General features: G+C 65.2%; 23 protein-coding genes. 14 read left to right on the forward strand and 9 right to left on the reverse strand.

Features of this window, described 5'->3' with window-relative positions; genetic code table 11:
* The first annotated feature begins 76 nt into the window (after window positions 1-76).
* Window positions 77-838 carry a glucose 1-dehydrogenase gene (locus WJU17_RS04300; RefSeq protein ID WP_346326102.1) on the forward strand — a complete coding sequence of 254 codons (762 nt, stop codon included), beginning with the start codon at window positions 77-79 and terminating at the stop codon, window positions 836-838.
* A 20-nt stretch (window positions 839-858) separates the two neighbouring features.
* On the opposite strand, the gene WJU17_RS04305 is transcribed toward WJU17_RS04300, so the two are convergent.
* From WJU17_RS04305 to WJU17_RS04315, 3 genes are all read right to left on the reverse strand, one after another.
* Window positions 859-1,185 (reverse strand): hypothetical protein, encoded by a 327-nt coding sequence (locus WJU17_RS04305; protein ID WP_346326103.1) that lies wholly within the window; start codon window positions 1,183-1,185, stop codon window positions 859-861.
* Window positions 1,186-1,300: 115 nt separating this feature from the next.
* Window positions 1,301-2,209, reverse strand: coding sequence for a ThuA domain-containing protein (locus WJU17_RS04310; RefSeq protein WP_346326104.1), 909 nt, complete (start codon window positions 2,207-2,209; stop codon window positions 1,301-1,303).
* An 84-nt stretch (window positions 2,210-2,293) separates the two neighbouring features.
* Complete coding sequence (locus WJU17_RS04315) at window positions 2,294-3,787, reverse strand: lipopolysaccharide biosynthesis protein (RefSeq protein WP_346326105.1); 1,494 nt, start codon at window positions 3,785-3,787, stop codon at window positions 2,294-2,296.
* A 251-nt stretch (window positions 3,788-4,038) separates the two neighbouring features.
* On the opposite strand from WJU17_RS04315, the gene WJU17_RS04320 reads away from it, so the two are divergent.
* A complete protein-coding gene (locus WJU17_RS04320) occupies window positions 4,039-4,392 on the forward strand; it encodes a DUF1801 domain-containing protein (RefSeq protein WP_346326106.1) in 354 nt (117 codons plus the stop codon).
* A 21-nt stretch (window positions 4,393-4,413) separates the two neighbouring features.
* Here the strand turns inward: WJU17_RS04320 and WJU17_RS04325 are convergent, their stop codons facing one another.
* Genes WJU17_RS04325 through WJU17_RS04335 form a run of 3 tightly spaced genes read right to left on the reverse strand, consistent with a single transcriptional unit; the run spans window position 4,414 to window position 7,327 of the window.
* Entirely contained in the window at window positions 4,414-5,580 is a 1,167-nt protein-coding gene (locus WJU17_RS04325; RefSeq protein ID WP_346326107.1) for an acyl-CoA dehydrogenase family protein, read from the reverse strand.
* 35 nt (window positions 5,581-5,615) lie between these two features.
* Window positions 5,616-6,407 carry an enoyl-CoA hydratase/isomerase family protein gene (locus WJU17_RS04330; protein ID WP_346326108.1) on the reverse strand — a complete coding sequence of 264 codons (792 nt, stop codon included), beginning with the start codon at window positions 6,405-6,407 and terminating at the stop codon, window positions 5,616-5,618.
* A gap of 29 nt (window positions 6,408-6,436) precedes the next feature.
* Window positions 6,437-7,327, reverse strand: coding sequence for an LLM class F420-dependent oxidoreductase (locus WJU17_RS04335; RefSeq protein ID WP_346326109.1), 891 nt, complete (start codon window positions 7,325-7,327; stop codon window positions 6,437-6,439).
* A 99-nt stretch (window positions 7,328-7,426) separates the two neighbouring features.
* On the opposite strand from WJU17_RS04335, the gene WJU17_RS04340 reads away from it, so the two are divergent.
* The 7 genes from WJU17_RS04340 to WJU17_RS04370 all read left to right on the forward strand — a co-directional run bounded on the left by WJU17_RS04340 (window position 7,427) and on the right by WJU17_RS04370 (window position 14,248).
* Window positions 7,427-8,158 carry a dienelactone hydrolase family protein gene (locus WJU17_RS04340; RefSeq protein WP_346326110.1) on the forward strand — a complete coding sequence of 244 codons (732 nt, stop codon included), beginning with the start codon at window positions 7,427-7,429 and terminating at the stop codon, window positions 8,156-8,158.
* A 210-nt stretch (window positions 8,159-8,368) separates the two neighbouring features.
* Window positions 8,369-8,629, forward strand: coding sequence for a hypothetical protein (locus WJU17_RS04345; protein ID WP_346326111.1), 261 nt, complete (start codon window positions 8,369-8,371; stop codon window positions 8,627-8,629).
* A 67-nt stretch (window positions 8,630-8,696) separates the two neighbouring features.
* Entirely contained in the window at window positions 8,697-9,659 is a 963-nt protein-coding gene (locus tag WJU17_RS04350) for a hypothetical protein (RefSeq protein ID WP_346326112.1), read from the forward strand.
* Window positions 9,660-9,737: 78 nt separating this feature from the next.
* The gene (locus WJU17_RS04355) at window positions 9,738-11,429 is read left to right on the forward strand and encodes a tetratricopeptide repeat protein (protein WP_346326113.1); all 1,692 of its coding nucleotides are present in this window, start codon (window positions 9,738-9,740) and stop codon (window positions 11,427-11,429) included.
* Window positions 11,430-11,545: 116 nt separating this feature from the next.
* Window positions 11,546-11,974 carry a peptidylprolyl isomerase gene (locus WJU17_RS04360; protein ID WP_346326114.1) on the forward strand — a complete coding sequence of 143 codons (429 nt, stop codon included), beginning with the start codon at window positions 11,546-11,548 and terminating at the stop codon, window positions 11,972-11,974.
* Between the two features lie 78 nt (window positions 11,975-12,052).
* Window positions 12,053-12,592: a DUF882 domain-containing protein gene (locus tag WJU17_RS04365; protein ID WP_346326115.1), complete on the forward strand. Its 540-nt coding sequence runs from the start codon at window positions 12,053-12,055 to the stop codon at window positions 12,590-12,592.
* Window positions 12,593-12,628: 36 nt separating this feature from the next.
* Window positions 12,629-14,248: a L,D-transpeptidase family protein gene (locus WJU17_RS04370; RefSeq protein WP_346326116.1), complete on the forward strand. Its 1,620-nt coding sequence runs from the start codon at window positions 12,629-12,631 to the stop codon at window positions 14,246-14,248.
* Window positions 14,249-14,253: 5 nt separating this feature from the next.
* On the opposite strand, the gene WJU17_RS04375 is transcribed toward WJU17_RS04370, so the two are convergent.
* Entirely contained in the window at window positions 14,254-15,090 is an 837-nt protein-coding gene (locus tag WJU17_RS04375) for an aspartyl/asparaginyl beta-hydroxylase domain-containing protein (protein WP_346326117.1), read from the reverse strand.
* Window positions 15,091-15,266: 176 nt separating this feature from the next.
* Between WJU17_RS04375 and gntA the strand changes: the two genes are divergently transcribed.
* The 5 genes from gntA to WJU17_RS04400 are packed head-to-tail and all read left to right on the forward strand — an operon-like array spanning window position 15,267 to window position 19,190.
* On the forward strand, window positions 15,267-15,932 hold the full coding sequence (gene gntA / locus WJU17_RS04380; protein WP_346326118.1) for a guanitoxin biosynthesis heme-dependent pre-guanitoxin N-hydroxylase GntA: 666 nt from the start codon (window positions 15,267-15,269) through the stop codon (window positions 15,930-15,932).
* A 9-nt stretch (window positions 15,933-15,941) separates the two neighbouring features.
* Window positions 15,942-16,532 carry an urea carboxylase-associated family protein gene (locus tag WJU17_RS04385; protein WP_346326119.1) on the forward strand — a complete coding sequence of 197 codons (591 nt, stop codon included), beginning with the start codon at window positions 15,942-15,944 and terminating at the stop codon, window positions 16,530-16,532.
* Window positions 16,533-16,554: 22 nt separating this feature from the next.
* On the forward strand, window positions 16,555-17,649 hold the full coding sequence (locus WJU17_RS04390; RefSeq protein WP_346326120.1) for a hypothetical protein: 1,095 nt from the start codon (window positions 16,555-16,557) through the stop codon (window positions 17,647-17,649).
* Between the two features lie 60 nt (window positions 17,650-17,709).
* Window positions 17,710-18,486 (forward strand): SDR family oxidoreductase, encoded by a 777-nt coding sequence (locus tag WJU17_RS04395; RefSeq protein ID WP_346326121.1) that lies wholly within the window; start codon window positions 17,710-17,712, stop codon window positions 18,484-18,486.
* 2 nt (window positions 18,487-18,488) lie between these two features.
* Window positions 18,489-19,190: a hypothetical protein gene (locus WJU17_RS04400; RefSeq protein ID WP_346326122.1), complete on the forward strand. Its 702-nt coding sequence runs from the start codon at window positions 18,489-18,491 to the stop codon at window positions 19,188-19,190.
* Between the two features lie 3 nt (window positions 19,191-19,193).
* On the opposite strand, the gene WJU17_RS04405 is transcribed toward WJU17_RS04400, so the two are convergent.
* Window positions 19,194-19,994 carry a glucose 1-dehydrogenase gene (locus tag WJU17_RS04405; protein ID WP_346326123.1) on the reverse strand — a complete coding sequence of 267 codons (801 nt, stop codon included), beginning with the start codon at window positions 19,992-19,994 and terminating at the stop codon, window positions 19,194-19,196.
* On the reverse strand, window positions 19,991-20,836 hold the full coding sequence (locus WJU17_RS04410) for a hypothetical protein (protein ID WP_346326124.1): 846 nt from the start codon (window positions 20,834-20,836) through the stop codon (window positions 19,991-19,993). The genes WJU17_RS04405 and WJU17_RS04410 overlap by 4 nt, the downstream gene beginning before the upstream one ends.
* Between the last annotated feature and the right edge of the window lie 116 nt (window positions 20,837-20,952).

A 20,952-nucleotide genomic window follows, 5' to 3' on the forward strand; every position in this document is an offset into this window, starting at 1 on the left:
AGGCGAATTGGCTTTCCATGCCGGGTAGCCTGTTGCCATACTTCCCGCGCGCAGAACCAGAAAACGGGAGACAATGATGGGACGCGTTCAGGGAAAGATTGCCATCGTCACGGGTGCGGCGTCCGATCCAGGGCTGGGAAGGACCACGGCGATGACGCTAGCGCGCGAAGGCGCCAAGCTGGTCGTCACCGACGTGGATGCCAAGGGCGCGGAAGACTGCGCCCAGAAAATTCGCGACGCGGGGGGCGAAGCCATCGCGCTGCATCAGGACGTCACGTCGGAGGAGGTCTGGCAGCAGGTCATCGCCAAGACCATCGAGACCTATGGCCGGCTCGATATTCTGGTGAACAATGCCGGCATCGCCGTGCTCAAGCTGCTCGACGATCTGTCGCTGGACGACTGGAACCGGCAGATCAACGTCAACCTGACCAGCGTCTTCCTGGGCTGCAAGTACGCGGTGCCGGAGATGCGCAAGGCGGGCGGCGGCTCGATCGTCAACCTGTCCTCGGTCGCGGGCCTGATCGGGCTGAAGAGCTGCATCGCCTACAGCGCGTCGAAGGGCGGCGTGCGGCTAATGACCAAGTCGCTGGCGCTGGAGCTGGGCCAGGACCAGATTCGCTGCAATTCGGTGCATCCGGGCGTGATCTGGACCAACATGCAGTCCGGCGCGCGCCAGGGCAGCAAGGAAGTCGGACAGGCGATGGCGGCCGGCCTGCCGCTGGGCCGCCTGGGCGAGCCCGAGGACATCGCCAACTGCATTCTCTATCTGGCGTCCGATGAATCCAACTATGTGACCGGCGCGGAATTCACCGTCGATGCCGGCATGACCGCCATGTAGGACCACGTACCGCCGGGCCTTTACCGGCTCGGCGGTTCCGCCACGGCCATGCAGTCGCGGGCGACCTTCTTCATCAGACGGGACTCCCGGGTCTGGAAGGGTCCGCTGGCGCCGACGCGCAGGAAGAACTCCTTCAGGTCTTCCTTGGGAATTTCCTTGCGGATCCCCTGCCACTGACAGCGGCATACCTCGCCCGCGTTCTCGATGGTCGGCGGCAGGTAGGTGGCGCAGAACTTCACGAATTTCTTCTCGGCCTTGGCCTCGGCGCTGTCGAACAGGCCGCAGCCCGAAAGGGCCGGCAGACAGGCCAGCATCGCCAAAAGCGTCAGTGATCCGTGCCGAACCATCCCGTCTCCCCCAAGAGGCGCCTCATCCCACTATAGCAGCGGCGGGACCGGGCGGAAGCGACGGCAGCAAAAAAGGGGGCCACGAGGCCCCCTTCCCGCCGCGACGATGCGCGTGTTACTCGGCCGCCTGCTTGGCCTGCGAACGGGCCCAGGCTTTCGCCTCGTCCGAACAGGCCCAGTTGATGGCCTGCCGCAGGATCTTGCGGAACGTCTCGTTCTTGTAGGTGGCGGGACCGTCGCCGAACTGCAGGTAGACGATCGGGCTGTTCTTGTAGGTCTTGATCCAGCCGACCAGATTGCTGCTCGGCGGATGCTCCCAGCCCTCGTTGGAATTGAAGTTGCCGGCGAGCGCCAGCTTGGAGGAGTAGAAGTTTTCCTTGGTGAACGGATAGTCGCTGCGGAACAGCGGCGTCACCGAATCCTCGAACACTTCCGACATGTAGACTTCGTCGACGATCTCGAACGGCTCGATGCCTTCGGTGATCGGATGGTTCATCACCGGCGACACCTTGTGCGGCACGTCGATGTTGTAGCCGGAATCCGGCTTGTCGACGCCGCGCGACTTCATCGGCTGGTAGAGGAAGTGGCCGCCAACGATCTCGGACCATTCCGGCCAGGCCGGCCAGGCGGCGCAGGCATGGTGCATGATGACCAGCGGGAAGCCCTGCTCCAGCATGGCCATCAGGCCATCCTTGTAGAACTGGGGCGGCTCGTGGAAGGTCGGGACGCCGCCGCTGCCCGGCACGCGGTTGAACTCGATACCCGGCATGTCATAGAGCACGTAGCAGTCGAAGTGCTTGGCGGTTTCCGGGTTGAACATGGTCTGCGCGGCAGGGTGTTCGACGGCGGAATATTCCACGTCCTGATTGGATTCGAAGATGTTGTAGAAGGCGTCGCGCGCGAACGGATGTCCGCGCGTCACCAGCAGGATGTTCTTCTTGTCCGTGGGAAAGAAGGTCTGGCCGGTCGGCGCGGACCGGCTGCTGCTGCTGTGATAATCGGGTACGTCGTCTGCGGTTCCCATGGTCTTCCCCTTGCAAGAGTCTCGGTTCGGCCCCAACGCTAGATCAAGCGGCCTAGCGGCGCAACAATTGGCGGCCGGGAACCTTCAGGATCGCCGGAACCTGCGGCAAAAGCCCGACCAGTAATCGCCCGCATGCTCGAGGACCTCGGTCTCGACGCCTTGAGGGCGCCCCGAGAGCGCCCAGAACAACAGCACCGCGATGCCGTACACGGCCGCTCCCAGCGGGACGTTGAAGCACAGCGACGCGATGGGGCCGAGCGGCAGCAGGGACTGGCTGAGCCTGATGGCGATCACCATGACGATGGCGGCCAGGAACAGGCGGCCGAACACCTTGAGAACGGCGAGGAACAGTCCCCGATGCGGCGACAGCGCCAGCACCATCACCGCGAGGGCGACGCCGATGTCGATGACGCTGCGCGAGACCGCGACGCCGACGATCTCGGCATACCAGTAGGCTGCCGGCATGAGCACGGCCGAGATCGCGACCTGTCCCCAGGACATGAGCGCCGTCAGACGCTGCCGCCCCTGCGCCACCAGCAGCGGCGCGGTGACCGAGCGGATGCAGGCTCCGAGCGCGGATAGCGCGAGTATCTGGAGCAGCAACGTGGCGCCGGACCACTGGTCGCCATAGACCGACAGGACGAACTCCTCGGCCAGGGCAAAGAGTCCGAGACTGGCCGCGAAGCCCAGCAAGGCCGCCGCGCCCAGCGCCTTGGTGACCGCCGAGACGAGCCGGACCGGGTCGTCATGGATACGGCTGTAGACCGAATAGACGACGGGATTGAGCGGCGCGACCAACTCGCGCGTCGCCATCTCGGCCACGTTGGTCGCCAGATAATAGAGGCCGAGCCGCGTCGGCGTCACCAGCCCGCCCAGCACGAACTGGTCAAGCCGCTGTTCCAGGAACGAGCCCAGGCTGCCGAACGAGGTCCAGAGGGAGAAACTGATCAGCTCGCCGCGCGCCGCCAGGGAAAAGCGCGGCCGATAGCGGTGCATCATGTAGCTGGTCGCGACCTCGGCGACGGAGCGGGCGAGGATGCCCCAGATCAGCGCCCAGTAGCTGCGGAAGATGAAGGCCAGCGCGACGGTGGCGATGAAGCCGATCAGCTTGGGCCAGAACTGGAACCAGAAATGGCGGCCGAACTGGAAGTCGCGGCGGAACTCCATGGTGCCGATGTTGCCGAAACCGGCGATGGCGGTGGCGAGAGCGATGATCAGCAGCACCTCGACGAGGCGTGGGTCGTCGAAATAGAGCGGCGCCAGCGGCGACAAGATGGCGATGGCGACCGCCGCGCCGACGCCGAGAATGACGTTGAAGGTCCAGGCCGTGTCGTAGTGCACGCGCTGCGGATCGGGATGCCGGATCAGCGCCATGAAGGAGCCGGCCTCGGTCAGGGCGGTGACGAAGCCCGAGGCGAGAATGCCCATGGCGATGAGGCCGAAATCGTCCGGCGTCAAAAGGCGGGCGAGGATGACGGTGCTGACGAAGCCGAGCAGGCGCATGGCCCAGCGCAGGCCGATCATCCAGATCGACCCGGCCACCACCTTCTTGCCCATGGGCTCGATATCGGAGGACACTATTCCCCTCGGCGTCCGCGACGGATAAAGGCTTCGGCATGCCCCGCGGCGCCGCGGGAAGACGGCGATGCCGAACGGGGCCATGATGGTGTGGCGGCACCCGAGGCGCCAGCGTTTCTTTCCGACAGTTCAAGTCCATGCCTGATAGCGCAGCGTGGATCGTGTGGGGGCGGTCATGAGAGGCCCATCACCAACGTTTACTCGGTGCCCCATTGATTGCCTTCGGATACGCGAACAGGCATGCTTCTGGCATGATGAATGATGACCATGACGGCTATATCGCAGCCGCACCGGAGCAGTTTCGCGTCATGCTGGGCCAATTGCGGGCACAACTATCGCGAGCACTACCCGACGCCGAAGAAGTCATTAAGTACGATATGCCCGGGTTTCAAATCGGAGAGACGATCATTGCGGGCTACGCTGCGTTTAGCAGACAATGCGGTCTGTACGTCGACGCTGGTGCGATTGCAGAGCACGCGAAAGAGATCTCTTCCTTGAAACTCAAGGCAACCAAGACAGGCGTGACGTTCTCGGTAGCCAAACCCATCACCGGCCAACTCGTCGAGAAACTGGCGATCAGTTCGCGCCGGAAAAAAGGGTTCTGACAGTCATTGGGATTTGAATCCCTAGTACGACTTGGGCAACCCCAGCACCCGTTCGCCGATGAAGTTCAGGATCATGTGCGGGCTGACGGGCGCGATGCGGCCGAGCATGCTTTCGCGCATGTAGCGCTCCACATGGAATTCCTTGGCGTAGCCAAAACCGCCATGGGTCATGACCGCGTTCTGGCAGGCCTGGAAGCCGGCCTCGGCGGCGAGGTATTTGGCGGCGTTGGCCTCGGCGCCGCACGGCTCGCCGCGGTCGTACAGGCTTGCCGCCTTGAGCACCATCAGCATGGCGGCCTCCAGCTGCATCCAGTCGAGCGCCAGGGGATGCTGGATCGCCTGGTTCTTGCCGATGGGCCGGTCGAACACGGTCCGCTCCTTCGCGTAGTGCGCCGCCTTGGCCAGGGCCGCCTGACCGAGGCCGATACATTCGGCGGCGATCAGGATGCGCTCCGGGTTCAGGCCGTGCAGCAGGTACTCGAAGCCCTTGCCTTCCTCGCCGATGAGGTCGTCGGCGGGGACCGGCAATCCGTCAATGAATACTTCATTTGAATCAACGGCTTTCCGGCCCATCTTCGAGATTTCTCTTACCTGGACGTAGCGCCGGTCGAGGTCGGTATAGAACAGGCTGAGGCCGCCGGTCGGCTTGGCGCACTGCTCGCGCGGCGTGGTGCGCACCAGAATGAGAATCTTGTTGGCGGTCTGGGCGGTGGAGGTCCAGACCTTCTTGCCGTGGATGACGTAGCCGGCGCCAGAGCGGTCGGCGCGGGTCTTGATCGCCGCCGTGTTCAGGCCCGCATCCGGTTCGGTGACGCCGAAGCAGGCCCGGTCCCGCCCGGCGATGATGGGCGGCAGGATGCGGCGGCGCTGTTCGGGAGTACCGAAGACCACGACCGGGTTGAGGCCGAAGATGTTCATATGGACGGCCGAAGCACCGGAGAAGCCGGCGCCCGAGCGGCCGATGGCGTGCATCATCAGCGCCGCTTCGGTAACGCCAAGGCCGCTTCCGCCCACCTCTTCCGGCATGGCGATGCCGAGCCAGCCGCCCTCGACCACCGCGCGGACGAACTCCTCGGGGAATTGTCCGTCGGTGTCGCGGGCGAGCCAGTAGGCATCATCGAACGGCGCGCAGAGCCGCTCGATGGCGCGGCGGACGGCTTCCTGCTCCTGCGTCAGCGCGAAGTCCAAAAGCCGCCCTCCCCTTTTCTAATAATAACAGCTACTTACGAGGCGTAGTTCGGCTTGCGCTTTTCAAGGAACGACTTGATTCCCTCGGCCACGTCGCCATTGGACACGGCGAGGATCTGGTTGCGGTCCTCCATGGCGATGGCGCTGTTCAGATCATTGCCGTCCACATTGGCCCAGAAGCATTCCTTGGTCATGCGCAGGCCCAGCGGCGCGGTGGCGATCATGTCGTCGGCCAGGGACTTGCCCGCCGCGACCAGCTCTTCCATCGGCACCACGTCGGACACGAGGCCGGTGCGCAGCGCCCGGTTGGCGTCGATGAAGCGGCCGGTCATCAGCAGCTCGGCCGCGACCGAGGTGCCGACGAGGCGCGGCAGGTGATAGGAGGCGCCCATCTCGCAGCCCGACAGGCCGATCTTGATGAAGGCGCAGTTCATCTTGGTGCCTTCGGCGGCGATGCGCACGTCGCAGCCCAGCGCGATGGAGAAGCCGCCGCCTGCCGCGTAGCCGTGCAGCAGGCCGATGATCGGCTGCGGGCAGCGACGCATACGCATGACGATGCCGGAGAAGTTGCGCTGGCTCTTCATGCCCGTGTTGGTGGTGCTGTCCAGCGGCCGTTCCGGGTCCTTCATGTCGAGCCCGGCGCAGAAGGCGCGGCCATTGCCCTTCAGCACCACGACGCGGACGTCGTAGTTGTTTTCCAGGCTTCCGAAATAGTGGTTCAGTTCGCGCACCATCTGGCGGCTCAGCGCATTCAGATTGTCGGGACGGTTGAACGTCACCCAGTCGATGGCACCGTCCTTCTCAATCAGCAGATTCTTGTATTCCATGGCTCTTACCTTTCTCTTCCCTGAGTATTCTAAAGGGCTTGCACGCCGTTCTTTACTTCAGTCAGCAGGCTGAGATGGCCTGATACATCGGTGCCCAGCCCGATCATCGAGGTGCCGATCGCCAGATGGGTGGCGCCGGCCTGCTTCCATTTCGCGGCGCTGGCGAGCAACTGGTCGATGGTCGCCGGCGGATGGGCGCGAAACGCGTTCTGGAAGCCGGTCATCGCCTCGATGCCGATGGTCGCCGGATCGCGGCCGGCCTTTTCGGCGGCGGCATGCATGATGTCGAACTGGGGTTTCAGCGCCTCGGGCGTGCCGATGGGAATCCAGCCGTCGCCGATCCGCCCGACACGGTCCGCGACCGCGTCCGACATGCCGCCGAACCAGACCGGGATCGGCTTCTGGATGGCATTGGGATTGAGGCCGGATTCGGCGAGGTCGTGCCAGGCGCCCTTGAACGCGGTGGTCCGGTTGGTCCAGAGGGCGCGCATGATCGCCACCTGCTCCTCGGACCGCTTGCCGCGCGTGTGCCAGTCCATGCCCAGCGCGGTGTATTCGAGCGCCTGCCAGCCGACACCGACCCCGAGGCGCAGGCGGCCGCCCGAGAGCACATCGACTTCGGCGGCCTGCTTGGCGACGAGCACCGCCTGGCGCTGCGGCAGGATCAAGACGCCGGTCGCAAGGCCGATCCGCCGGGTACAGGCCGCCATGAAGCCATAGAGCACGAAGGGCTCGTGGAACGCGTCGTCCAGCGTGTAGGGCGCGAAGATGTTCGGGTCGCCCTTGGGATCGACGCCGAGAACATGATCCGTGGTGGTGATGTAGTCGAACCCCAGTTCCTCGGCGCCCTGCGCGAAATCCCTGATGGCGGCCGGATCGTTGCCGATCTCGACATTCGGAAAACTCGCTCCGATCTTCATGGCATCCTCCCCAAAATGCTTCCGATCTCCCCCGCGCCGGATACTATAGCCAAGACAATCATGAATGCATGCCGATTAACGGCGCCTGGGGAGAGACCGATGGCTGAACTAGAGACGGATATTCCGACGCCCGACGGCAGGATGAACAGCTTCGCGGCATGGCCCGACACGGGCGGGCCGTTTCCGGCGGTCATTCTGTACATGGACGCACCGGGCATCCGCGAGGAGCTGAGGGATTTCGCGCGGCGGATCGCCTCGCAGGGCTATTTCTGCCTGCTCCCCGACATGTACTACCGTAACGGCGTGCTGCGCTTCGATTTCTCCATGGACCGGGACAACGCGTTCAAGCTGGTGATGGCGACCATGGCGACGCTGAACGTGGACCGGGTGATGCGCGACACCAAGGGCATGATCGACTGGCTGGAGGCCCGGCCCGAGGTGCGCGGCCCTTATGGCTGTGTCGGCTACTGCATGAGCGGCCAGTACGTGGTGGCGGCGGCCGGCACCTTCCCGGACAAGATCGTCGCGACCGCGTCGCTGTACGGGGTCGGCATCGTCACGGACCAGCCGGACTCGCCGCACCTGCTGGTGCCGAACATCAAGGGCGAGTTGTATCTGGGGTTCGCCGCGCACGATCCATGGGTCGCGGACGACGTCATTCCCACCCTGACCAAGACGCTGGACCAGCATGGCGTTGCCCATGAATGCGAGATCCATCCTGAGACCGAGCACGGCTTCTGCTTCCCGCAGCGCCCTGCCTATGTGAAGGACCGCGCCGAGATCGCCTGGCGCAAGATGTCCGACATGTTCGACCGGCGGCTGAAACGGTAAGGCGCGAGCATGTCAACGCCATTACATTGAAGACTTTCAGGTTTTCTGACGTCAATGTAATGCTCAGGATTGCGCCGTGTGGCTTCGTGAGGGGGCCGCACGGTCGGACGAGACCCTGCGATCATGGGAGGCCAATCGATGAATCGCATTCTTTCGAGAGTTGCAGTCATTGCCTGCGCGGCAATACTGGCGAGTTGCGCGACGGAACCGGTGACCCAGAACACAGGCTCGGACGCCACCGTCACCAACCGGACCGGACGCCCGATCGCGTCCATCGTGTACCAGGCGTGCGGGGCGGATCCGGCGAGCTGGACCCCGCTTCCGGTTCCCGCCCTGGCGCCGCAGACGACCGCACCCTTCAAGCTGCCCGAACCCTGCATCAACCTGCGCGCCTATTACGCCGACGGCAAGGTGGCCGGGATGCACACCGGCGTTCGGTGGGATTTCCCGTTCACCTGGGTTCTCTCGTGACACCCGTTCAAACCGATATCATCGCCGTTTAGCAAGCCGGCGTCGAAGCACATCAAGGGGGGCCAAGATGTCGTTCAAGAAGTTCGCATTCCTGCTGTTACCAGCCATCATCGTCGCGGCGTGCGCCACGGGACCGACCTATGTCTATTACCGGGTGAGTTCGAAATACGTCTCGAGCGCCCAGGCGCAGCAGACACCCGAGATCATCCCGACGCCGGCTTATAACCAGCTTGCCGGATCGGCCAGAACGGTGGCCGTGCGGGCGCCCGACCGCTGCAGCAACAACACGACCAATCAGGCGACGGGCAACGCGGCCTCCGCCGGCGCGATCATGCAGACCGATTGCGGCGTCGAAATGGGCGAGATCGAGCGATCGCTGACGCGAGCCGGTTACAACGTGATTTCATGGACCATTCTCGACCGGGAAATGTCCCGCACCGGCTCGCCCGTCGATGCCGCCAGCGCGCTGGGCGCGCAGGTCCTGTTCCAGATCAACTCGCTGGAAAACTCCCGCAAGACCCTGGGGCAGGATGCCCTCTGGGAACGGAGCTATTACGTCAGCAACGCGCAAGGCGCCGTCGGGCAGCCCCTGTCCCTGCCGCCGGACCAGCGGGCACTCGTCGCCCGCAACTACCTCGCGCCCATCGAGGCGCAGAACGTGCCGCGCGCCTATGCGGTGACGCTCGACGCGGTCGCCGTGTGGGTGCGGACCGGCCAGTCGATCTGGTATTATCGCTGGACCCACGCCCGCGCGCCGGACGAGGTCGCGTCCGGATACAGCGTGCTGCTGGCCTGCATGGACGGAGTCCTGACCCAGTGTCAGGCCAACCAGCTGCGCCGCGCGACCGCACTGGCGCCGGGGCAGTCCGCGGCCGGCGAGACGGTCGCCGTCAGCGTGTCCGAGCGGCCCGAGGACGCCGAGCGGGCTGTCTACGCGGCCCTGTACAAGGAAGTGGTCGGCGATTTCGTCACCTCCTTCTCCAAAAACGCGGCGTCCGGCCGTCCGGCGCCGACGCTGCAGACCTGGTAAGGCATGTCTCGACACGCTTCACCGGGCGCTCCTCGCGTCGGCCGTGCCGCCGCCAGAAGCGCATGGGCCGCGCTCGCGATGCTGCTGCCCCTTCACGCGGCATGGGCGCAGCCCTACACCGCTCCGGGTGTCAGCCCGCTTGAGCAAGGCCGCGAACTCGTGGTCAGCGGACGACCGGGTGAAGCGGTCCCGCTGCTGAGACAGGCCGTGCAGGTATCGCCACAGGACCCGGCCGCTCATTACGCGCTGGCCGAGGCGTATTTCCGCAACGGGGAGCTGGAGAATGCGTTGAGATCCCTGCGGGCGGCCGCCGCCCGCTCGCAGGATCCCGCGTTCCGGCAGAACGCCGACAGCAAGGCCGCAGCGATCGAAGGCATGCTGGCCGAACAGGGTGTTGCTCCCAGGCCGTATGCCGAGGCCGAACCACCGCCGCCGCGTCAGCCGGCCATGCAGCACGCGCCGTCCGGAACGGCGGGGCCCGTGGACCGCGCCACGCAGCCGCTAACAGACTTCGACGCGGCTGACGCAGCGCTGGCGGCGAACGACATCGACAAGGCGCATATCCATGTGCTCACCGGCCTGCGCGCCGAGCCTAGCAGCGGGCGCGGGAACGGCCTTCTGGGCGATATTCTCGCCCGCAAGAACGATCTGGGCGGCGCCCGTGACGCCTATACGCAGGCGCTGGGCGGCACCGACCTGACACCCGGTGAACAGCAGGAGATCGAACGCAAGTTGCTGCGGATCGAGATCGATCTGGAGCCAGGCCTGGCCGACGCGCCATCGCGCCCTTCCCGTCCACAAGCGACCGCTGCACGCGCGCCGAGCCAATTGGGCACGCCTGATCCGGCGCCTGCCGCAGCAGCGCCGGAAGACGATGCCTATCGCTCGCCCGTCAACGCGGCGACCACCCTTGCCGCCGCAGGCAACCTAGAGGGCGCCATCGAGACCTTGCGCGCCTATCTGGCCTCATCGCCGTCGGACACGAAAGCCCGAGCGGCGCTCGCCCGTTACCTGCATGACGCCGGGGACGATGCCGGTGCGCTCGACGAGGTCCGGCTGGTGCTGGCGGCAGAGAGCGGTAACGACAATGCCCGGAATCTGCGGATTTCGATCCTGATGGCGCGCGGCGACTTCGCCGGCGCTCTCGCCGATCTCGATGCGCTTGCCGTGTCCGGACGCGCGACGGCGACCACCTACGTTAATCGGGGCGTGGCCAACCAACGCCTCGGCAATCTCGATCTGGCGCTGCAGGACTATGATCAAGCCATCGCCATGGATGCCGGCAACATCGGCTATTACGTCAACAAGGCGGCCGTGCTGGTCGAAAAGCGGAACGAGCGGGCCGCGATCGATGTGCTGACCGCCGCCATCGCGCGGGGCGGGCCTTCGGTCAACGCGGTTCTCTATCGCGGCATGGCCTACTTCAATATCGGCCAGTACGATGCCGCCATCACCGATTTCGGACAGACGCTCGCGCTGGCGCCTGATAATCGGCAAGCCCTGCTCTACAGGGCTCAGGCGCACAAGCTGAACAACGCGCCCAGCCTCGCGCTTGCCGACCTGGACCGCCTCATCGCGCTCGCGCCATCGGACGCCGAGGCGCTTACCTTGCGCGGCACCTATCGCGCCGCCATGGGCCTGCACCGCGACGCCATCGCGGATTACGACCGTGTTCTTGCCCTGCAGCCCGGTAATCGGGACGTCATTGCGCGGCGCAGCCTCGCGGCCGCCGAACTGGCAAAAGCAGCGCCCGGCCCGGGGCCGATGTAGCGGCGCCGGGCCGAAAGAGTCCTTGCCCCATCCGGCCGAGCCCCCTAGGCTTGCCCCGACCCCACATTGACGCCCGGCCCATGCCGGGCGTTTGTCTTTGTTCAAGGAGCATTCCCATGGCGACAGCAAAACCCGGCGATACGGTCAGCATCCACTACACCGGCACGCTGGATGACGGTTCCCAGTTCGATTCCTCGCGCGGCCGGGCGCCGTTCGAGTTCACGCTGGGCGCCGGCCAGGTGATTCCGGGCTTCGAGATCGCCGTTCAGGGCCTGGAAGAAGGCGAAAGCCGCACGGTGCGCATCGATCCCGATGACGCCTACGGTCCGCATCAGCCGCAGCTGGTCCAGAAGATCGGCCGCGACAATCTACCGCCGACCATCGAGATCGAAAAAGGCGTGCAGTTACAGGCCGGCCGTCCCGATGGCAGCTCGCTGATCGTCACCATCACCGACTTCGACGCGGAGACCGTAACCCTCGACGGGAACCATGAACTGGCCGGTCAGGCGCTGACCTTCGAGATCGAGCTGCTGAAGGTATCATGATCCGAAAATGACGTGTGATGGCGGATTCCTTCGATTTTTCCTTGTCCTGGGCGCCGGGTCACCGGTAGGTTTTGCCCCATGACGATCAATCGCAGACAGATACTCGCTGGACTGGGCGCCGCCACACTCTTCTCTTTCGCGGGCCTCCCTGCCGTCGCACGCGCATCGGCAGCGCCGCTCAGCCCACTGAACCTCAACCTCGTCAACCTGCACACGGGTGAGCGTTTCAAGGGCACCTTCTTCGAGAAGGATTTCCTGCCCGATGCGCTCGGCGAACTGAACAAGGTGCTGCGCGATCACCGTACCGGCGACGTTCACGCCATCGACAAAACGCTGTTCGAGTGGATGGCGTCGCTGAACCAGCGGCTCGAGGGCAAGGAGTTCGGGATCATTTCCGGCTACCGCTCGCCGGCGAGCAATGCCGGTCTTCGGGCGAACAGCACCGGTGTCGCCAAGAAGAGCCTGCACATGCAGGGCAAGGCCATCGACATCCGTCTGGCCGGCGTCAAGACGGCCAGCATCCAGAAGATGGCGATCAAGGATCATCGCGGCGGCGTGGGCTACTACGCCAAATCGGACTTTGTCCATATCGACACTGGCCGCCCGCGTTCCTGGTGATTTTCACTTAAACAAGCGCACACGTTGGGGGCGGCTATGACACAATTCAAGGTCGCCCGATGGGCAGCGGCATGCGCTGTCCATCTTCTCCTCGTGTCGCCCGCCTGGGCCGAGGTCGACAGCGGTGCCGTCAGGGCCGCGCTGGTTGCCTGGTCGGAGGCTCAGAAACCTGGCCGAGAGGTCGAGAGCACGCCGCTGGACGCACCCGGGGTGATCGCGGCGTTCTATGCCGCGCGCGACCACAAACCGGTCTGGACGAACGAGGCCCGAACCACGTCGCTGCTGGAGGCGATTGCGCGCACGCCCGAGCATGGGTTGCGGCCCCAAGACTATCACCTGCCGGCGATCATGGCGCTGCGCAGCGCCGACCGGGATGCAGGCGAAGCGGCACAGCTTGACCTGCTGCTCACCCAGGCGGCGGCGAAGCTGGCGGCGCATCTGCACTACGGCAAGACCGACCCGCGCAAGTTCGACCGTAACTGGAACATCAGCGCGCCGGTCAAGCAGGAGGATCTGCTGCGCCTGCTGGGCGGCGTGGTCGCGGGCGGCACGCCGGACGGGGCGCTGGAGAAAATGGCGCCGCAGCACTGGTTCTACGAGTCGCTCAAGACCACCCTCGCGCTTCAGCGCCAGGCCGTGGCCAAGGGCGGCTGGGGCAAGGTGGATGGCGGCGAGACGCTCAAGCCAGGCATGGACGATCCACGGGTAAAGGGACTGCGCGCGCGACTGAAGGCGTCCGGAGACTACAAGGGCGAGGCCGACGGCACGGTGTATGACGATGAACTCGTCGCCGCGGTCAAGCGCTTCCAGGAACTGCACGGCATCGATCCGGACGGGGCGATCGGCAAGCGGACGCTGGCGGAGCTGAACGTCACCGCCGAGCAGCGGGTCGATCAGGTGCGGGTCAATCTGGAGCGGGCGCGCTGGGTGCTCAACCAGCTCGGCGACGAGTTCATCGTCGTCAACATTCCGGGCTTTCACCTCTACATCATGAAGGATGGCCAGCCGGTCTGGAACACGCGGGTCATCGTCGGCAAGACATACCGGCAGACGCCCATGTTCAAGTCGAACATGCGGACCGTGGTGCTGAATCCGACCTGGACCGTGCCGCCGACCATCCTGAAGCAGGATCTGCTGCCCAAGATCGCCAAGGATCCGGGCTACCTGGCCTCGCACAACATGAAGGTGGTGGATTCCAGCGGCACGGCGCTGCCGGCCGACGCCGTCGACTGGCAGGCGGCGCGCAAGCGTTTTCCCTACAGCCTCGTGCAGCAGCCCGGCCCGGAGAATTCACTGGGCCAGGTCAAGTTCCTGTTCCCCAACGAGCACGCCGTCTATCTGCACGACACGCCCAATCGCGGCCTGTTCAACCGTGCCGACCGGGCGGCGAGCTCGGGCTGCATCCGGGTGGAGAACCCGATGCATCTGGCCGATTACCTGCTCAAGGACGACAAGGACTGGAGCAAGGAAAAGGTCGAGGCCGCGTTGGCCGCCGGCAAGACCCAGAACATCTCGCTGAAGCGGACCATTCCGGTCGTGCTGATGTACTGGACCACGCAGATGGACCGCGACGGCACGCTGCATTTCTTCCCGGACCTTTACGACCGCGATCCGCCGGTGCTGCGCGCGCTGGGCCGGGAGACGGCGCAGCTCTAGCGGCTTCAGCCAATGGTGACGGCGTTCTTGCGGATGCGGCGGATCGATGGATCGAGCTGGAAGAACAGCAGGCAGAAGCGGTTGAACAGCCGCAGATGCAGCGGCATGCGGCGCATGATGTCGAGCCACATGACGACCCGGACCTGACCGGAGCCATTCGCGGCATCGTGCAGGAAGGCGTCGTCGAACATGACGCCCTGCCCGTTCTTCCAGAAATATTTCTCGCCGCGTTCCACCAGCGACTTGTCGCCGGTCGCGTTGTCGGCCGGATCGGCGTTGATGCGCAGCCAGCAGGCATTGTCCCGGTTGTCGTCGGGCACGAAGACGGCAAGGTGATAACGGACGAAGCCCTTCCAGTAGCCGTAATGGGGCGTGATGTACTGGTGCGGGTCGAGGATGGAGAAGAACGCGGTGTAGAGGCCGGGGACCTGGCGCAGCGCCTCGGCCGTCTTCGGGGCGCGGCGGCAATTCTCGTCGACGAACAGCCCCGCTTTCAGCACGAAGCTTTTCCACTGGATGGTGTGAATGCCGCCCGCGGTGTAATTGCCGCCCAGATCCTTGATGTCCATGATCCGGTCCTTGATCTGGAGCAGGTCGAGGACTTCGCGGCGGATATCGGGATAGGCCGCCTCGACAGCGCGCAGCGCCGGGTAGTCGCCGTGGTAATCATGAACGAAGGCCGGAAGACGGCAGATCTTGCCGGCGTCCTCGGCGCGCGCGAAGACATTATTGGCGGCGTCCCGGAGCCGCAGCTTGCTGGGGCCGTCAAGACGGTGAACAACCAGCGCGGCGACGCCGACGACGACCACCAACGCCAGCAACAGCACCCCGATCACGGTCATCGCCCGGTTCCCTTTTGGCCGGCGGTTCGTTCCGCCATGCTTCGGAAAGAGATATTTCTTCGGCCGCGCTCCGCAACACGGCGCGTCCGCCGCGACGGGCCGGACATCAAGTCCATCGGAACAAAGCAGGCTTGAGCGGCGTTCCCACCGCACATCGATCATCCCAAGAGGCCGACTTGAGCACGCTCTCGAGACCGTTGACCCTTGCCCGTAAACTGGGCGATTTCATCGAACAGGCGCAGTTTCCCTGCGTCGGCGCGAAATCCGCGCTGTCAAAGCAGCAGATCACCACCGTCGAGGCCGGCAGCCTGCTGGATGGCGCGGATGACGGTCGAATTCTGCGGGCCTTGTACCGGTTTATCGCCGGCTATAGGTCCGACCCGAAGCTGTTCTCCAGCTTTGCCCTGATCTTCGAGGGGCCGGGCGATCTGACGGAGAAGCAGTTCGAGGCAGCGCTGTGGCGCAGGCTGGCCGCGCTGAACCGGCTCGACGCGCCGCGGTATTCCTGGAGCGAGGACGTGAGCAGCGATCCGGCGTCGCCGCACTTCGGATTCAGTGTCGGCTCGCAGGCGTTTTTCGTGGTCGGACTGCACCCGCATGCCAGCCGCACGGCCCGGCGCTTCGCCCATCCGACGATCATCTTCAATGCCCACGACCAGTTCACGGCGCTTCGCGAGGATGGCCGGTACGAGCGCATCCGCGACCGGATCATCGACCGGGACCGCGAACTGGACGGCGTCGCCAATCCCATGCTGGCGGAACACGGCACGAGCAGCGAAGCGCGGCAGTATAGCGGGCGGCGGGTCAGCGATGATTGGCGCTGTCCGTTCGATCCCGTGTAGGCTGGGCGCATGACCAACAACATTCCTCCCCGCAGCGGAACGGCTTTCGAACTGGCGGCCGGAGAGCGTCTTCGGGTCATCGACCCGCAGGGCGAGCAGGTCGCCGATCTCGTTGCGTTCAACCGGCACGATACGCAGGAGATGCTGTCGAACGGTAGGACGTTCGATTATCTCAGCAAGATCTTCCTCAGCACGGGCGATCCGGTCTATTCCAACCGCAGCCGCATTCTTTTCGACATCGTCGAGGATACGGTCGGCCGCCATGACTTCCTGCTGACGCCCTGTTCGGCGGACACATTCCGGATCATCTATGGCCACGAGCATCCGCATCGCGGCTGTTTCGGCAATCTGGCGGCGGCGCTCGAGCCTTATGGCATCCAACCCGACGACATCCCGACCGCCTTCAACGTGTTCATGAACGTGCCCGTCGACGGCAAGACCGGCGCGCTGACGGTCGAGCCGCCGCTCAGCCGGGCGGGCGATCACCTGATCATCGAGGCGCGCATGGACCTGATCATCGGCCTGACGGCATGCTCGGCCGAGCAATCGAACAATTACGCGTTCAAGCCGATCCACTACGAAATTCTGCCTGCTCGCTGAACCCTAAGCCGAGAGCACGTCCATGGCCGTGACCGTTGCGAGACTCAGCGCTACGTTGAGCGGATGGCACGGCCGTGGCCGGGCGGAACGGGTGGCGGCGCCGGTCGAAATACTGCCGAAATGGGCGCTCTTCACGCCCATCACCCTGCAGTGGCTGTGGCTTGGCCTGAAGTATGGCAGCGTCACCTTGCCTTCGGCGGTCAATCCGGGGATCGAGACCGGCGGCCTCGTCGGCGAGTCCAAGATGAGCTGTCTCGCGCTGATCGCTCCCGAATTCCATGACTGGCTCGCGCCGACCATTCTCGTGCACCCCGGCGAAGATCCCGAGCACGCACGCGAGCGGGCCGGTCTTCCCTATCCCGTGATCGCCAAGCCGGATATCGGCTGGTGCGGATATGGCGTGCGCCGGATCGCCGATGCCGAGGCGCTTTCACGCTATGCGGGGGCGTTTCCGGCCGGGCACGCCTTTATGCTGCAGCGTTTCATCGACGCGCCGCACGAGGCGGCATTGCTGTATGTACGGCGGCCGGGCGACGCCCGAGGCCGGGTCGCCGCGCTGACGATCCGACACCTGCCACAGGTGACGGGGGATGGCGCCGCGACGGTCGAGGCGCTGATCGTTGCGGACCCGCGCATGAGGCGGAACGCCCGCATCTATCGGAATAGTCTAAGTGAGGACGTGCTCGAGCATGTTCCCGCGGCGGGAGAGCGGGTGCCTCTGGCAAGCATCGCCTCGATCCGGGCGGGCGGACGCTACAAGGATGGCGACGCGCTGATCACCCAGGCGCTCGAGGACGCGGTGGATGCCCTGAGCCGCTCGATGGCGGGGTTTCACTATGGCCGGTTCGATGTGAAATTCGCGTCGGTGGAGGCGCTTCGGCAAGGGCGCTTCACCATTCTGGAGGTCAACGGCGCGGGCGCGGAGGCCATCCAGTTCTGGGACCCGAAATACGCGTTCCTCGACACGTTTCGCGGCGTCTTCGCCAAGCAGCGCGACCTGTTCGCGCTGGGCGCGGAGATGCGGCGCCGGGGCCATCGGCCTATTGGCTGGCGCGCGCTGGTCCGCGCGCATCTGAAACAGCGGCGGCTGATCAAGTCCTATCCCGCCTCCAACTGATCTTTCCACACGCGGCCCGACTGGATTACCGTGTGCGGCATCATTGTCGGGAGCAAGCGCATGGATCTGAACCTTCGGGGCAAAAGCGTGCTGATCACGGGCGCATCGAAGGGCATCGGCCTGGCTGCGGCCGAAGCTTTCGCGGAAGAGGGCTGCGACCTGCATCTCGCCGCGCGCAACGAGGCGGCGCTGAACGAGCACGCCGCGCGGCTGCGTGCGGCGCATGGCATCGCCGTGACGGTCCATGTGGTGGATTTGCGCGAGAGCGATCATATCGACCGGCTGGCCATCGCCTGCGCGGATATCGACGTGCTGGTGAACAATGCGGGTGACATTCCGCAAGGCACGCTGGCGCAGATGGACGAAGCGCGCTGGCGGTATGCGTGGGAGCTGAAAGTGTTCGGCTACATCATCCTGACCCGGGCGATCTACGAGCGGATGAAGGCGCGCGGCCATGGCGTGATCATCAACGACATCGGCGCGGCCGGCGAGCGATTCGACTTCAACTATATCACCGGATCGGCCGGCAATGCGGCGCTGATGGCCTTCACCCGCGCGCTCGGCGGGCGCAGCCTGTTGAACGACAATATCCGCGTCGTCGGCATCAACCCGGGACCGGTGGAAACCGACCGCATGATCAACCGGCTGAAGGAACAGGCCCAGGCCAAGTGGGGCGACGAGTCCCGCTGGCGCGAGCTGACCGCGCAGATGCCGCAGGGGCGCGCCGCGAAGCCGCGCGAGATCGCGGACCTGATGACCTTCCTCGCCTCGGACCGCGCCGGCTACACGACGGGCGCGATCTACACGGTCGATGGCGGGATGAGCGCGCGCAACTGACCATGAACGGCGCGGCCAACAGTCTGGCGCTGGACGGCGCTTTCGCCGACGCCGCGCTGGTCCAGAACCTGCAGGCGTCCTTCGGCATTCATCTGCCGTACGAGGAGACGCAGAACTGGTACTTCGTCGGCGATATCTATCGCTCGCTGGTCTATCGCATGGATCCGGCCCGGGACGAAGGCCGGGCCAGCGCGACGGCCATCGCGTTCTATTACCTGCGCCGCGCCATGCTGACGCTGACACCCGAGGAAGAGATCACCCCATCGACGCGGCTGTCCCGGCTGGAGCGCTTTCAGGTGCGGCGTTTCCTGAAGCTGGTGTCGGAACGGTCGCTGCTGCGCCTGCCCGACCATGACGGATCATGGCTAGGCTGGGGCGCGGTGATCGCGTGCCTGCTGGCCACCATCGGCTTCGGGTTCGGCATTCCGCCCTTCCCGTCCGCCATCGGCTACGCTTTCCTGTCGCTGAGCCTGGCGGCGGTGCTGCCGCTGTTCGATCCCGGACGGTTTCCCTCGGGCTGCCGGACGGTCGGGGACCTCGCCGAAAAAGCCGCCGGGCTCAATTACGCCAAGCTGCGCGGCGACGGCGCCGCCGCCGACGGACGGGCGATCTGGCGGGCGCTGGTGGCGGTCCTGTCGGAGCACACGGCGGTGCCGCCGAAGCAAATCACGCCGGAGACCCGCCTGCTGGCGCCGGCGGCCTGACGATCAGCGGGCGGTCATGCCGCCATCCACAACCAGTTCGGTGCCGGTCATAAAGGCACTTTCGGAGGATGCGAGGAACACGGCGGCATCGGCGATGTCCTTGGCGGTACCGAGACGCCCCAGCGGATGACCGCCGATCAGGAAACGGCGGACCTTGTCCGCGTCCATGCCGCGGGCGTCCATCTGGCCGCGCGCCACATCGGCGGCCATGTCGGTATCGATCACGCCGGGATGGATGGAATTGACCCGGATGTTCTGTTTGAGGTCGGCGCATTCCATGGCCAGCGACTTGGAGAACAGCCGCACGGCGCCCTTGGTCATGCTGTAGACGGTCTGGAAGGAGGCGCCGATGAGGCCGGCGACCGAGGACAGGTTGACGATGGCGCCGCCGCCGTCCCAACGATGCGCGCGGGCCGCGATGGACGGGATCGTCAGCTTACAGCCCAGCATCAGGCCGGTGACGTTGACGGCCAGCATGCGGTTCATCTCCTCGACACTGGTTTCCGCCAGGGGCTTGCCGAGGAACAGGCCCGCATTGTTGACCAGTACGTCGACGCCGCCGAACCGGTCGGCGGCCTTGTCGAGAACGTCCGTCCAGCCCGCTTCGGAGGTTACGTCGTGTCGTACGAACAGGGCGTTCGGGCCCAGCGCGGCGGCCGTGTCGCGGCCCGCATCCTCGCGGATGTCGGTCAGCACGACGGACGCGCCCTCGCGGACCATGGCGGCGGCGATGGCCGCGCCGATACCGCGCGCCGCGCCCGTGACCAGTACGACTTTCCCGTCGAGCCGTGCCCCGGTGGTCATGGCTTCTTCTTACGCATCTCGAGCCCCTTGCCGACGACGATCCGCGCCAGGTTGACGCCGGGGATCAGCAGATCGGCCGCTTCCACGCCGGCATCGAGCAGGAAGCGCGTGTCGAGCATCTTTCCCAGATAGGTCTCGAAGGTCGAACCGCCTGCCCGCACCTCGCCGGTCAGACCGTCCAGTTCCACCACCGCTTCCTTGTTCTGGCGGCGGTATCGGAACGCGTAGACCGGGCGGTAATAGAGATCGACAGCGGTGAACACCACCGATTCCTCAATGACACGGTCGGCCTCGATCTTGTTCATCAGCCCGGTGATGACCTGACGGACCACCACGGAAGAGGTGGCGTGCGGCGGCACGACGACGGTGCCTTCCTGGGTGATGGTCGCCATGCGCTCGTCGGTCACCTGTTCGGAGGCATACTGCAACCGTCCCGCCAGATCGGGCGCCACCTGCCCGTTCAGTGCGTCGAACGTCATGTCCCGGTGCACGTCCTCGCGGCAGGATTCGAGCACGGACACGCTCACCTGCTGGCCGGTGACGGCGCGCACTTCGTTGCAGATGGCGATCTGGTGAACTTCAGGGGCGAGATGAAGCGTATGGTTGCGCTGCCGCTCGTAGGCGAAGACCGCGTCGCAGGTCACATGCCAGAAGGGCTGCAGGCGCCGTTCCCGGTAGATCAGCTCGAATTCGTTTTCCTTGGGCTTGGAGAGAAAGCCCGCGACCTTGGCCATGGTGCCGAACGCGTCGATCCGCTTTGTGGCGGCGCGGCCTTCCGCGTGATCCATGGTGAACTGATCGGTCAGCACCATGATGCGTTCTTCGGTGAGTTGCACGTCCATTCGGATCACCTGTCAATGCCCGGCCGGCGGAACATCGGGGCCGGAACGAATCATATTGCCCGGGCGTGAAGACGCCGTTGGCGTACCGCGCCGGATGACAAATAACGATGGCGTAA

Source organism: Iodidimonas sp. SYSU 1G8 (assembly GCF_039655775.1).
Lineage (GTDB): Bacteria > Pseudomonadota > Alphaproteobacteria > SMXS01 > SMXS01 > RI-34.